Genomic DNA, 12460 nt, shown 5'->3' on the forward strand with positions numbered 1-12460 from the left:
GGCCGACCTTGACCGCGAGCGGGTTGTCCAGCAAGGCGCTATCCGCCGGGCCGCCGTCGCCGGTGTCGCCCGAGGTGCCGGCGCCGGAAGCGGGAGCGGCGCCGCAGACGCGGACGATCGTCCCCTTGTCGTACATGGCGACCGGGACCTCTTTGCGCTCGCCGGCGGAGAGCGTGATCCCATGGGTCCAGCCCCGCCCGAGGAGGGTTGCCGCGGTGTTGTCGAACTCGTCCACCTCGACGGCGATCTTCGTTCCCGGCGGGATTCCCGTGATCTCTCCCCTGCCCGCCGACCGGTCGAACCAGGCCTCGATGGGCACCGCGATGTGCGGCGCGAGGACCCGGATCAGGATGCGATTGCCGGGTAACTTCGAGTAGCGGGGCAGCACCGTCCCGGCCGGGGAATCGGCGGCGGGCGCCAACGCGGCGTTGTCCCCGGGAAAGGTCAGCCTGATCGAAAGGGTCCCGTCGCCGACGACCGAGCAGGCGGAAAGGAACAGGGGGAAAAGAAGCGTAAGGAGGAGCCGCGGACCTCGGACGGGCAAGGTCTTACCGCCCGGCGACGATCAGCGGAGCGAGGAAATCCAGCAGCTCGCCCCGGGCCGCCAGCAGCCGATAGCGTGCCTCGTGCAGGTCGTAGGCGGCGTTCTGCCGGTCGACCTTCGCGCGCGTCAGGAGCGTCTGCGCGTCCAGCACCTCGGTGGAGATCGCCAGCCCTTCCTTGTACCGGTCGTTCTGGATGCGCAGGTTCTCCTCGGCGCGGGCGACGGCCACCTCGGCCACCGCCTTTCTCTTTTCGGCTTCAGTAACGAACAGGTGGGATGCCTTGACCTCCAGGGCGATCTCGTCCTGCAGCTTGCCGAGCGTCTCTTTTCGCCGGTCGACGGTCAGCCGCGCCTGGCGGAGCGACGCCTCGTCGGCGAAGCCGGAGAAGAGGTTCACCTTCCCGCCGAGGAGGATCGAAAAGACGCTTTTATGCGGATTCAGCTCGTTCGTCTCGTAGGAATAGCCGCCCTGCCCGAAGAAGGTGGGGGCGAACTCCGTCCGGGCGGCGCTGACGGCGGCCTCCCCCTCCCGGATCACGGCGCCTTGCGCATGCAGCTCGTTGCGCTTCTCGAGGGCCGCGCGAAGGCTCTCGGAAAGCGGCGGCGCCCCTTCCGGCGGGACCGGGAAAGGGCCGGGGGCGGGCGTCAGGGACCGGTCGCCCGGATAGCCCATCCGCAGTGCCAGCCGGGAGCGGGAAAGCTCCACCTGGTTCTCGGCGATGATGAGGGCGGATTCGGCGTTGGCGACCTGGACGTCGGCGGCGAGCACGTCGTTCTTGGCCACGACCCCGAATTCGTACTGGTCCCCCGCCACCCGCCGGTGGTCCTTGGCCGTGGCGAGTGACTCCTCGGCGACCTGCCGGAGCTCATCGGCGCGCTTGGCGGAAAGAAAAGCCGAAATCACGTCGAGCGCCTGCCGCTCCCTTGCGAGCCCTTCCTGCCGCACCGCGTTGTCGGTCCGCGCTTCGGCCTGGTCCACGCGGGACCGGATCCTTCCGAAGTCGTAGATCGTCTGCTCGGCGGTGAGCCTCGCGCGCCAGATATTCTTGTCCGCGGTCTGTATCGCACTCCCCAGGATGAAAGCCGACGGAGGTTCCGACAGGGCGGTGTAATCGCCGCTCGCGTCCAGCCGGGGAAGCCGCCTCGCGGCGGCGACGGTCCTGCCCTCCGTCGTGATGCGGACGTCCTGCGCCGCCAGCCGCACTTCCCGCGCGTTCGAAAGCGCTGTCCGGACCGCCTCCTCGAAGGAAACCATCGGCGACGCGGCGGCGTTGTCCTGCCCCTGCGCGCCGGACAACGCAGGGAAAGAGAACACCAGAAGCATGACAACGCCAAACAGGGAAACAGGTCGGGAATACATGCGGAATAGGATATTCAGAACAGACAGAGAAGGAAAGGGGGAATGCTGGGCGGGGACACTCCTCGCGATATCAGGCGCAAAGATCAGGAATGTCCCCGGTGGGGGGCCCCAAAAGGGGCCCCGGCCGTTTCGTCCGCTGAGGAGGGAGGGGTGGAACTCAGCAGTCGAAGTAGAGGAAGAACTCGTGCGGCGTCGGCCGCATCTTGACGGGGTTGACCTCGGCGTCGATCTTGTACTCGATCCACTTCTCGATGACGTCCGACGTGAAGACGTCGCCCTTGAGCAGGAAGTCGTGATCGTTCTCCAGGGCCTTCAGCGACTCCTCCAGCGAGCCCGGCGTGGTCGGGACGTTGGCCAGCTCCTCGGGGGAGAGGGCGTAGATGTCCTTGTCGAGCGGCTCGCCCGGGTGGATCTTTTTCTGGATGCCGTCCAATCCCGCCATCAGCATCGCCGCGAATGCGATGTAGCCGTTGCAGGACGGGTCGGGGGTCCGGAACTCCGCCCGCTTCGCCTTCGGCGACGGCGAGTACATCGGGATCCGGATCGCCGCGGAGCGGTTCCGGCTCGAGTACGCCAGGTTCACCGGGGCCTCGAAGCCGGGGACCAGCCGCTTGTAGGAGTTCATCGTGGGATTGGAGAAGGCGCAGATCGCCGAGGCGTGCTTGAGGAGCCCGCCGATGTAGAAGAGCGCCATCTTGGAGAGCCCGCCGTACTCCTCGCCCGCGAAGAGCGGCTTGCCGCCCTTCCACAGCGACTGGTGAGTGTGCATCCCGCTTCCGTTGTCCGCGTAGAGCGGCTTCGGCATGAAGGTGACGGTCTTCCCGAACTTCCGGGCGACGTTCTTGCAGATGTACTTGTACCACTGCAGCGCGTCGGCGATCTTGACCAGCGTGTCGAACCGCAGGTCGATCTCCGCCTGCCCCGCCGTGGCGACTTCATGGTGCTGCGCCTCGATCTTCAGGCCTACCGACTCCATCACGCGGACCATCTCGTCGCGCAGGTCGTGCAGGGAGTCGGTGGGGGGAACGGGGAAATACCCTTCCTTGTGGCGCGGCTTGTAGCCGAGGTTCGGGTCCTCTTCCCGGCCCGAGTTCCAGATGCCCTCCTCGGAGTCGATGTAGAAGTAGCCGTAGTTGGACGCGGTGGCGTACCGGATGTCGTCGAAGATGAAGAACTCGGCCTCGGGCCCGAAGAACGCCTGGTCGGCGATGCCGGTGGACTTGAGATACGCCTCGGCCTTCCGGGCGATGTTCCGCGGGTCGCGGGTGTAGTTTTCCTTGGTGATCGGGTCGACGATATTGCAGATGAGGGACAGGGTCGGCCGCGTGATGAAGGGGTCGATCACGGCGGTTCCCGCCTCGGGGATGACCAGCATGTCCGACGCGTGGATCGGCTGCCAGCCGCGGATGCTCGAGCCGTCGAAACCGAACCCCTCCTCGAAGCTGTCGTCCTTCAGCTCGTAGATCGGCACGGCGAAGTGCTGCCAGGTGCCGATGAAGTCCATGAACTTCAGGTCGACCATCTCGATCTTCTTGCTCTTGATGAACTCCAGCACTTCCTTCGGGGTCATGTCTCCCTCCTTGGGGTTGTTCAGGGTGTTGCGAACCGGTTCAAATGGCGTCGTGCCCGCGCTCGCCCGTGCGGATCCGCACCACTTCCTCCACGCTGGTCACGAAGATCTTCCCGTCCCCGATCCGGCCCGTGCGGGCGGATTTCTCCACCGTCTCCACCACCTGGGGGACCAGGTCGTCGGGAACGATGATTTCCAGTTTGATCTTGGGGAGGAAGTCCACCACGTATTCGGCGCCCCGGTAGAGTTCGGTGTGCCCCTTCTGGCGTCCGAAGCCCTTGACCTCGGATACGGTCATGCCGTGGATCCCCATGTCGTTCAGGGACTCCTTGACCTCGTCGAGCTTGAACGGCTTGATGATGGCCTCGATCTTCTTCATGGGTCACCTCCTCGGTCGATGGATAGGAGCAACGGCCGTACCAAATCGGCCGCCACGTCGCATTTCTCCCGCCTGCGGCGGAAAACCCTCGTCGTTTCCGGATGATTCCCCGGAACGTCGCGGAGCAAGCGATGGCGTCCGGCCCGAGCCGGTGGTAGAATGTCTGCTCAATCGGTAATCAGTAGGTGCCTCTTTTTTGGGCAAAGGAGGAGACCGTGGCCGCCGGCCTTCTGGAGGAGTTCCGGGCGGAAGTGGAGAAGATCTTCCGGGAGGAGCTCGTTTCCCTCACCGTCTACGGCAGTCATGCGGCGGACGAGCCGGAAGGCCGGGGCGGCGACGTCTCGGTCCTGATCGTCGTCCGCGCGCTCCGCAGGGAGGCGCTTTCGGCCTACCGGAGCATCGCGCACCGGTACGCCCGCCGGGGGATCCCCGCCCCTCCGATTTTCACCGAAGCGTTCTTGAGGAATTCGTCCGACGTCTTCCCGCTGGAGTTCCTCGGGATGTCGGAGCGGCGCCGCGTGATCGCCGGGAAGGACATCGTGCCCGAACTGGACATCACCAAGGAAAACCTGCGGCACCAGGTGGAGTTCGAGCTGAAGGGGAAACTGCTCTCGATCCGACGGATGTACCTGGGGTCGTTCGGGAACAAGGAGCTGGTCGGCCTCCTGCGGGACACGGTGGGCCCGATCGTGTCCGTGGCGCGGGGGCTGCTCCTTCTTTCGGACCGGGAGGCGCCCCACGGAAAGACGGAAATCCTCGACGCGATCGAGAAGCATTTCGGCCTTGCCCTGCCCTCCGTCCGGGAAGCGCTCGCAGCCAGGCGCGGGGAGAAGATCCCGCTCACGCGGGCCGAGGAGCTCTTCTTCGCGTACCAGGATGAGGTGGAGCGGCTCTGCTCCCTGGCGGACTGCTACCGCGCGGAAGCCGCAAGGTAGATGTCCTCCCTCAAGTCACGCGCGGCATCGATCGCTCTCCTTCTGTTTCTTGCCGCGCCAGCAATCTGCGCCGCCCAGGAACCGGCGATCCCGAAGCCGGCCGGTTACGTCAGCGATACGGCCGGCATCATGGGCGAGTGGGCCGCGAAGACCGATAATCTGTGCCGGGAGATCGAGCGGCAGACGGCCTCCGAGGTGGCGGTGCTGACCGTGAAGAGCACGGCCCCGCTCGACGCGCAGCCGTACGCACAGCAGGTCTTCGACCGCTGGAAGATCGGGAAGAAGGGAAAGGACAACGGCATCCTGATCCTGGTGGCGGCCGACGACCGGAAGATGTGGATCACCACCGGGTACGGCGTGGAAAGCGTTCTGCCCGACGGCAAGGTCGGGGAGATCCGCGACCGGATCCTGCGTCCCCTGTTCCGGCAGGGGCGCTACGGCGAGGGGATCTATCTGGGCGTCAACGCCGTCGGCAGCGTCCTCGCCGGCGGAAAAATGGAAACGCCGAAGGGAGTTGCGCGGAAGAACAGCGGCATCCCGCTTCCGATCCTGCTCCTCCTCCTGCTTGTGGCGGTTCCGTTTCTCATCCTCCGCTCGATCCTGGCGGGCCCGTTCGGGGCCTACCGCCGGGGCGGAGGAGGGGGATGGTACGTCGGAGGCGGAGGATTCGGGGGCGGCGGTTTCGGCGGAGGTGGGTTCGGCGGTTTCGGCGGAGGCTTCTCGGGCGGGGGCGGCGCCGGCGGGGGCTGGTAGACTTCGGAAAATCAAGCGACGCGGAACGAATACGAACGGAGGGAAACGATGAGCAAGAAGATCTGGATCGTGGTGGCGGTCGTGGCCGCCCTCCTGGTGTTCCAGGGGGTCGGCGCCTACAACGGCATCGTCCGGAAGGACGTGGCGGTGAACGAGAAGTGGGGACAGGTCCAGAACGTGCTCCAGCGCCGGGGCGACCTCATTCCCAACCTCGTACAATCGGTGAAGGGGTACGCCGCGCACGAAAAGGAGGTTTTCGAGTACGTGGCGGCCGCCCGCGCGAAGCTGGCGGGGGCCAGGACCCCGGAGGACGTGATGAAGGCCAACGCGGAGGTCTCCTCCGCCCTCTCCCGCCTTCTGGTCGTGGTGGAAAACTACCCGCTGCTCAAGGCGGATCAGACGTTCATCCGCCTGATGGACGAGCTCGCGGGCACGGAGAACCGGATCTCCGTGGAGAGGATGCGGTACAACACGGCGGTCGGGGATTTCAATACCGACATCCGGGTCTTCCCGAACAGCGTGGTCGCCGGGGTGGCCGGGTTCCGGACGAAGCCGTTCTTCGAGGCGGAAGGCAAGGCGAAGGAAGTCCCGAAGGTCGATTTCGGCAAATAACTTACCTCGGGGACGTTCTTAAACTTTTTAATATTCCCGGCGGGGTTACTTCTCGATGGGGCACCTGATCGTGGACGGGTACAATCTCGTACGCTCCGGGGCACTTCCCTTGGAGGGGGAACCCGGAAGCGCCGAAGAGCGGGGCGCGCTCTGCTCGCTCCTCTCGGCGTACGCAAGGAAGAAAGGGCTCCGCCTGACGGTCGTCTTCGACGGGCGCGGATCCGGGAGCCCGAAACGGACCCGCCAGGCGTTCAAGGGAGGAACCGCCGTCTACTCCTCCCGCGACGAGACCGCGGACGAAGTCATCCGCGACCTTGCCCGGGGCGCCCCCGCGGGAACGATCGCAATCACTTCCGACCGCGGGCTTGCGGGGACCCTTCCTTCCCGGAACATCGTCGTCATCTCCTGCGAGGAATTCGCTGCACGCCTCTTCGACAATTGGGTGGCGGAGATCAAGGGAGACCCCGAGGACGAGCCCCCCTCCGAAGGCGCGGACCGAAAGAAGGGCGAGGGGCACCGGCCGAAAAAGCGGGAACGAAAGAGGGACCGCCTCCTGCGGAAGCTTTAAACAGGCGGAAGGCGCACCGCCTTCCAAGGGGGCAGGTTACGAGGCGGGCGGTTTCGGCTCGCCGAGCTTGTTCTCCTGACCGGCCAGCAGGCGGTGGATGTTCTCCCGGTGGTTGTAGATCACCAGAAAAGCGATCAGAAGGGAAAGGGTGACGCAGGAGCGGGAGGGAGGCCCCAGCAGCGCCATCAGGATCGGCAGCGCCACCGCCGCGCAGAGGGACCCCAGGGAGACGTAACGCGTGAAGTAGACGACCAGAGCGAACAGGACGACGAGGATGAACGTGGTGACGGAGGACAGGGACAGGATGACGCCCAGCGCCGTCGCCACTCCCTTCCCTCCCTTGAAGTGGAGGTAGATCGAGAAGACGTGCCCCAGGAATGCGGCCCCGCCGACGAGCGAGAGCCAGAAGTAATCCTCGCCGATGAGCATATACGTCAGCACCATCGGGAAGGCTCCCTTCCCCGCGTCCAGCGCAAGCGTGAGGATCCCGGCCGCCTTCCCCGCGGTGCGCGCCACGTTGGTCGCGCCGATGTTCCCGGAGCCGGTTTCCCGGAGGTCCACGTTCCGGTCGAAAAGCTGCGCCACCAGGACCCCGAAGGGAACGGATCCCAGGAAGTAGCCGAACAGGACGAGCGACCCGCCTCGAATCCAGGAACCGTCCATCCATCCTCCAAGGTGGCTGGAAGGGAAGCTAAGTGCTGCGCTTCATAATTACGGCGACGTATAGGATTTCGATACCGCACCGAGAGCGTCGATGCGCCGGCCCGGCAAGGCGCGCGACTGAGGCGTACTGTTCAGTACGGCGCAAGGAGCGCAACGCAGCCGGGGCGGATGCAGCGGCGCTCGAATGCAGGCGTAATTGTGAAACGCAGCACTAAGTTTCCTCGATCTCCTCGGACCGGGTACGCGCGACGCCCGACTCGAACGCCGCCCGCTCCACCGCCTCGGCCACCTTCGCGTGCATTTCCAGGTTGAGAATGGAGGGGACCAGCTCGCCCGTATCGGCAAACGAGCTGATGGCCTTGGCCGCGGCGATCTTCATCCGGTTGTTGATCTTGCGCGCCCTTGCGTTCAGCGCCCCCCGGAAAACGCCGGGGAACGCGAGGGCGTTGTTGGCGCCCCGGCCGTCGGCGGCGAACGAGGCCCCTGCGGCCCGCGCCTCTTCGGGGAAGATCTCGGGCCTGGGATTGGACAGCGCCAGGATCACCTGCCCCTTGCGGATCATCTCCTTCTTGATCAGCCCGGGGACCCCCGTGGTGGCGATGACGATGTCGGACGACTCCATGATCTCCGGCAGGGTCACCGGCTTCCCGCCGATCTTCGAGAAGATCTCCTTCGCCGTGGGATTGATGTCGGTCCCCAGCATCTTGCGGACGCCGAAGGCCATCAGCAGCTTGGAGATCCCCATCCCGGCGGCGCCCAGGCCGACCATCCCCACGGTGTCGTTCTTCACCTGCATGCCGACGTACTTGCTGGCGTTCAGAAGCGCGGCGAGCACGACCACGGCGGTCCCGTGCTGGTCGTCGTGCAGAACCGGGATGTCGAGCATGGCGTCCAGCCGGTCCTCGATCTCGAAGCACTCGGGCGCCTTGATGTCCTCCAGCTTGATGGCGCCGAACGTCGGTGCGATGGATGCGACCGTTCGGATGATCTCCTCGGTATCCTTCGACTGGATGAGGATCGGAATGCCGTTGATCCCCACGAGCACGTCGAACAGGACCGCCTTCCCCTCCATCACCGGCATGCCGGGCACGGCCCCGATGTCCCCCAGCCCCAGGATCGCCGTGCCGTTGGTCACGATCGCCACGGTGTTGCCGATGACGGTGTAATCGTAGGCGAGATCCGGCTTGCGGTGGATCAATTTGCAGACCTTGGCCACGCCGGGCGTGTAGATCTTCCGCATCACGGAGATGCTGTCGACCGCCATGCGGGCCTTTACGGAGATCTTGCCGCCCTTGTGGAGCTCCAGGACGGGATCGATGATGTCGGAGATGATAACGCCTTCGACCTTCCCCACCTCCTCCAGCACCGCCTGGAGGTGGGCGTCGTCGTCCACGAAGACCGTGAGGTCGCGGGTGTTGTACTCGAGCCCGTAGCCGACCAGCCGGATGTCGCCGATGTTCCCGCCGGCGGTGCCGATGGCGGAGGCGACCTTCCCGAGGAATCCGGGCTGGTCGAGGATCATCATCCGGATCGTCTTGACGCTCTTGTCGACGCCTTTTTCGATCTGCATCGCCCCATCTTATCTTCCGGGATTCTTCTTTGTCAAACCGGCGCGGGAAAAGGTAAAATGGCTCCGATGATTCTCACTTGCACCGCCTGTTCCGCGCAGAATTTCGTCTCCGACGAACGGAAGGCCGTGGCGGAGATACCCGCCTGCTGCTGGAAGTGCGGGGAGCCGCTGCCGCGGGCGGATGAAACCGGATCCGGGACGGTTGAATCCAACAAGGGCGCTCGTAAATCCAACTCATCGGGGAGCATGGAGAATGCCTAAGATACGCATCGCTGTGGCCGGCGTGGGAAACTGCGCCAGCGCCCTGCTGCAGGGGATCGAATATTACCGGAACATCGCCAGGATGGCCGCAGGCGCGTTCATCCCGGGCCTGATGAATCCCGATATCGGGGGATACCTTCCGGGGGACATCGAGGTCGTGGCGGCGTTCGACATCGACCGAAGGAAGGTGGGGCGTCCTGTCGGGGAGGCGATCTTCGCCCCCCCCAACTGCACCAAGAAGTTCGTCCCCGACATGCCCGGCGGCGGGCCGGTCGTCCGGATGGCCCCCGTGCTCGACGGCGTGGCGCCGCACATGCGCGACTACCCGGAGGACCAGACGTTTCTCCCCGCGGACGAGCCGCCGTGCGACGTGGAAAGCCTGCTGCGCGAATCCGGCGCGGAGATCCTCGTCAGCTATCTGCCGGTGGGCTCCGAGGAGGCCACCCGTTTCTACGCCGAGGCCTGCCTCGCCGCCGGCGTCTCCCTCGTGAACTGCATCCCCGTGTTCATCGCCTCCGACCCGGCGTGGTCGGAGCGGTTCCGGCAACGGGGGATCCCCATCATCGGGGACGACATCAAGTCGCAGCTGGGGGCCACGATCGTGCACCGGGCGCTCGCCCGCCTGTTCTCCGAACGGGGGATCCGGGTGCAGCGGACGTATCAGCTGAACACCGGGGGGAACACCGACTTCCTCAACATGCTGTCCCGCCAGCGGCTCCAGTCGAAGAAGATCTCGAAGACGGAGGCCGTGACCTCGGTGCTCACGCACAATATCGCGGACGAGGACATCCACATCGGGCCGTCGGACTACGTCCCCTGGCAAAAGGACAACAAGCTCTGCTTCCTGAGGATCGAGGGGGAGGGGTTCGGGGGGCTGCCGGTCGAGGTCGAGTTGCGCCTGTCGGTGACCGACTCGCCGAACAGCGCCGGGGTGGGGATCGACGCGATCCGGCTCTGCCGGCTCGGAAGGGACATGGGGCTTTCCGGTCCGATGCTCGCCCCCTCGGCCTACTTCATGAAGCACCCGCCCGTCCAGCTGCCGGACGACGAGGCGCGGCGGGAACTCGAGGAGTTCATCGCGGACTACCGGGCCTGGCGGCGCTCGACAGCAGCCTCGCCCACAACGAAGTGCACCTCTCCCACGTAAACCGCGCGGCGATCCGCTTCCCTTCCTCCGCAAGACGCGCCCGCAGGGTTTCCTCGAGACAAACGGCCCGCATCGCCCCGGCCAGCCCTGTTTTCGCCTTGGGTGCATAGGTCACGCCGCCGCCTTCCGAACGGATCGTCTCTCCCCAGAATCCCGCACGGGGGACGATCACCGGTTTCCCCGCGGCCATCGCTTCCAGGGGAACGAGCCCGAACGATTCGTAAGAGGACGGACAAAGAACCGCGTCCGCGGCGGAAAAGAGCGCGGGCATTTCCGCGTGGGGAACCGGCCCGGCGCAGGCGGCTCCTTCGGGCAACAGGGCTGCAGGAAGCTTCTGCCCCGCGACGAGGAGGCGCAGCCGGTTTCCTTCCTCCGCCCGGAGAGCCCGGAACGCCTCGATGGCGGAGACGACGTTTTTCCCCGGATCCTCGCGGGCGGCGAGCAGGAACAGGAAGGCGCCGGCGGGGATGCCGCGCTTTTGCCGCGCTCCCGCCCGCGGGGGAGGGTTCCGGAAGGCGTCGTCGACGCCCGGCGGGATGACCGTCCCCTTCCCCGCCACGGCGGGAAAGATCTCCCTCGTGCCTGCAAGGTCGTCTTCGGAGAAGCAGACCACGCGGGAAACCTCGCGGGCCAACCGTTTCTCGGCTTCCCTCCGGATGGCGGGGAGGGCCTGAGGGGGCGTGCCGGCGGAGCCTGCCTTGCGCGCTTCGATCGTGTGATACGCGAACGCCGCCGGGCGCAGCCCCGATTCGAGGGACGCGATTCCCGACATCCAGTAGTGGGCGGAGACGACGTCATAGGCCGTCCGGCCGGCGGCCAGAAGTTCCCTCGCCTTTCGGACGAATCGCGGGAGGGCATCCCACGCCGACTCGCGGGAAACCGGAACCCGCCAGCCGCATGGAAGGTGGACGATCCTGACGCCGGGAAACGGGCGGGTGATTTCGACCCCCGTCCCCTTCCCCCGCGTGAGCACGTCCGTCCGGAACCCGTGGGCCGCAAGCCCCGGAAGGAGGCTCCTCAGGAAGACGTTCATTCCGCCCGACAGGCCGACGCCGGGCTCCTCCATCGGGCACGTGTGGTAGGAGAAAAGAAGGTGGTTCACGGGAAAGAAAGGGTCGCGCGGTACACGATCCGGTCCTGGCCCCCCAGGTCGTACTTGTATCTCTCCCGTCCTCGGAGAAAATCGTACTCCTTGAGTCCCCTCCCGATCGCGTCCTCTACGCAGCGCGCCAGCAGGACCATGCCCGGGCTCATGCGGCCGCCGGCCTCGGGGTCGAACCCCGAATTGTAGAGGAGAAGGGCCCTGTCGGTCTCGATCTGGAACGCCGATGCGATGTCTCCCCCCGCGCCGCTCAGGAACGCCAGTCGCAGCCAGCCTGCGGAGAAGAACCCTTGCGCCACCTCGCGGAAGAACTCCGCCATCCGGTCGTCCATGAACCGCCGTTTCTCGGGATGGCTCCTGCGGTGCAGTTCCAGGAAGGATGGGAAGTCCCGCGAGAGCTCCTCCGCCGTCCCGGTCACGCGGAACGATAGCCGCGGCTCCGCCTCCCCGGCACGGCGGAGCTTGCGCCGCAGTTCGTGCCGCTCCTTCTTGTCAAGCTGCCCGAGGTAATCGTCGAAGCTCTCCGGGAGACGGAGGAAGGGGGAACGGTCCGCCTCCTCCGCGAAAAAAGCGATCCCCCGCTCGCCGCAGATCCCGGGGAGGAGGGAGAGGGAAGGCGACCCCTCGACCACGCTCGGCAGATGAAGCGGACCCTCCGCCAGCATTTCCGGCGGGGACCGCAGGAGTTCCGCCCAGAACTCCCCTTCCATCCCCGCAGCCACCACCGCGTCCAGGGAATCGGACACCCGATCGCTGCCGAGAAGCTCCCACCCTTCCGACTCCGCGCGCCGGCACAGGAACAGGAAGCCCTCGGCTCTCCCCCCCCGCTCCCACCTCGCGATGCGCAGGGGACGGCCGGCCGCGAACGTTTTTACCCAGGGAACCAGGAAGCGGCGGGAAAGAAAGGGGGAGGGGCGGACGGAGCGCGCAAGGACGTCGTCCCACTCTTCGAAGGAGATGTCCTCGATCCGATCCTTGACGAGAAGACCCATCCGT

13 protein-coding genes and 1 pseudogene are annotated in these 12460 nt (G+C 66.0%); 6 read left to right on the forward strand and 8 right to left on the reverse strand.

Going from position 1 to position 12460, the window contains the following annotated elements; genetic code table 11:
• From A2Z13_08390 to A2Z13_08405, 4 genes and pseudogenes are all read right to left on the reverse strand, one after another.
• Positions 1-544, reverse strand: a pseudogene (locus A2Z13_08390) (hypothetical protein).
• A gap of 4 nt (positions 545-548) precedes the next feature.
• Positions 549-1904 (reverse strand): hypothetical protein, encoded by a 1356-nt coding sequence (locus A2Z13_08395; GenBank protein ID OGP80736.1) that lies wholly within the window; start codon positions 1902-1904, stop codon positions 549-551.
• 157 nt (positions 1905-2061) lie between these two features.
• Entirely contained in the window at positions 2062-3474 is a 1413-nt protein-coding gene (locus A2Z13_08400; protein ID OGP80737.1) for a type I glutamate--ammonia ligase, read from the reverse strand.
• A 40-nt stretch (positions 3475-3514) separates the two neighbouring features.
• Positions 3515-3853, reverse strand: coding sequence for a transcriptional regulator (locus A2Z13_08405; GenBank protein ID OGP80738.1), 339 nt, complete (start codon positions 3851-3853; stop codon positions 3515-3517).
• A 215-nt stretch (positions 3854-4068) separates the two neighbouring features.
• Between A2Z13_08405 and A2Z13_08410 the strand changes: the two genes are divergently transcribed.
• Genes A2Z13_08410 through A2Z13_08425 form a run of 4 tightly spaced genes read left to right on the forward strand, consistent with a single transcriptional unit; the run spans position 4069 to position 6721 of the window.
• Positions 4069-4788: a hypothetical protein gene (locus A2Z13_08410; protein ID OGP80739.1), complete on the forward strand. Its 720-nt coding sequence runs from the start codon at positions 4069-4071 to the stop codon at positions 4786-4788.
• Positions 4789-5541: a hypothetical protein gene (locus A2Z13_08415; protein ID OGP80740.1), complete on the forward strand. Its 753-nt coding sequence runs from the start codon at positions 4789-4791 to the stop codon at positions 5539-5541.
• 48 nt (positions 5542-5589) lie between these two features.
• A complete protein-coding gene (locus tag A2Z13_08420) occupies positions 5590-6153 on the forward strand; it encodes a LemA family protein (protein ID OGP80741.1) in 564 nt (187 codons plus the stop codon).
• Between the two features lie 55 nt (positions 6154-6208).
• Positions 6209-6721: a hypothetical protein gene (locus A2Z13_08425; protein OGP80742.1), complete on the forward strand. Its 513-nt coding sequence runs from the start codon at positions 6209-6211 to the stop codon at positions 6719-6721.
• A 36-nt stretch (positions 6722-6757) separates the two neighbouring features.
• On the opposite strand, the gene A2Z13_08430 is transcribed toward A2Z13_08425, so the two are convergent.
• Entirely contained in the window at positions 6758-7384 is a 627-nt protein-coding gene (locus tag A2Z13_08430) for an acyl-phosphate glycerol 3-phosphate acyltransferase (GenBank protein ID OGP80743.1), read from the reverse strand.
• A 211-nt stretch (positions 7385-7595) separates the two neighbouring features.
• On the reverse strand, positions 7596-8954 hold the full coding sequence (locus A2Z13_08435) for an NAD-dependent malic enzyme 1 (protein ID OGP80744.1): 1359 nt from the start codon (positions 8952-8954) through the stop codon (positions 7596-7598).
• 57 nt (positions 8955-9011) lie between these two features.
• Between A2Z13_08435 and A2Z13_08440 the strand changes: the two genes are divergently transcribed.
• Entirely contained in the window at positions 9012-9215 is a 204-nt protein-coding gene (locus tag A2Z13_08440) for a hypothetical protein (protein OGP80745.1), read from the forward strand.
• Positions 9208-10362: an inositol-3-phosphate synthase gene (locus A2Z13_08445; GenBank protein OGP80746.1), complete on the forward strand. Its 1155-nt coding sequence runs from the start codon at positions 9208-9210 to the stop codon at positions 10360-10362. Before A2Z13_08440 ends, A2Z13_08445 begins: the two co-directional genes overlap by 8 nt.
• Here the strand turns inward: A2Z13_08445 and A2Z13_08450 are convergent.
• Positions 10289-11464, reverse strand: coding sequence for a hypothetical protein (locus tag A2Z13_08450; protein OGP80747.1), 1176 nt, complete (start codon positions 11462-11464; stop codon positions 10289-10291). The genes A2Z13_08445 and A2Z13_08450 overlap by 74 nt on opposite strands.
• On the reverse strand, positions 11461-12456 hold the full coding sequence (locus A2Z13_08455) for a hypothetical protein (protein ID OGP80748.1): 996 nt from the start codon (positions 12454-12456) through the stop codon (positions 11461-11463). Before A2Z13_08455 ends, A2Z13_08450 begins: the two co-directional genes overlap by 4 nt.
• Positions 12457-12460 lie beyond the last annotated feature (4 nt).

This window comes from Deltaproteobacteria bacterium RBG_16_64_85, assembly GCA_001798885.1.
Classification (GTDB): domain Bacteria; phylum Desulfobacterota; class Deferrimicrobia; order Deferrimicrobiales; family Deferrimicrobiaceae; genus FEB-35.

Bases quoted from the DNA above. Each gene is read 5' to 3' on its own strand.
- A2Z13_08395 (OGP80736.1), bottom strand. From the start codon at position 1,904: ATGTATTCCCGACCTGTTTCCCTGTTTGGCGTTGTCATGCTTCTGGTG.
- A2Z13_08400 (OGP80737.1), bottom strand. From the start codon at position 3,474: ATGACCCCGAAGGAAGTGCTGGAGTTCATCAAGAGCAAGAAGATCGAG.
- A2Z13_08405 (OGP80738.1), bottom strand. From the start codon at position 3,853: ATGAAGAAGATCGAGGCCATCATCAAGCCGTTCAAGCTCGACGAGGTC.
- A2Z13_08415 (OGP80740.1), top strand. From the start codon at position 4,789: ATGTCCTCCCTCAAGTCACGCGCGGCATCGATCGCTCTCCTTCTGTTT.
- A2Z13_08420 (OGP80741.1), top strand. From the start codon at position 5,590: ATGAGCAAGAAGATCTGGATCGTGGTGGCGGTCGTGGCCGCCCTCCTG.
- A2Z13_08425 (OGP80742.1), top strand. From the start codon at position 6,209: ATGGGGCACCTGATCGTGGACGGGTACAATCTCGTACGCTCCGGGGCA.
- A2Z13_08430 (OGP80743.1), bottom strand. From the start codon at position 7,384: ATGGACGGTTCCTGGATTCGAGGCGGGTCGCTCGTCCTGTTCGGCTAC.
- A2Z13_08435 (OGP80744.1), bottom strand. From the start codon at position 8,954: ATGCAGATCGAAAAAGGCGTCGACAAGAGCGTCAAGACGATCCGGATG.
- A2Z13_08440 (OGP80745.1), top strand. From the start codon at position 9,012: ATGGCTCCGATGATTCTCACTTGCACCGCCTGTTCCGCGCAGAATTTC.
- A2Z13_08445 (OGP80746.1), top strand. From the start codon at position 9,208: ATGCCTAAGATACGCATCGCTGTGGCCGGCGTGGGAAACTGCGCCAGC.
- A2Z13_08455 (OGP80748.1), bottom strand. From the start codon at position 12,456: ATGGGTCTTCTCGTCAAGGATCGGATCGAGGACATCTCCTTCGAAGAG.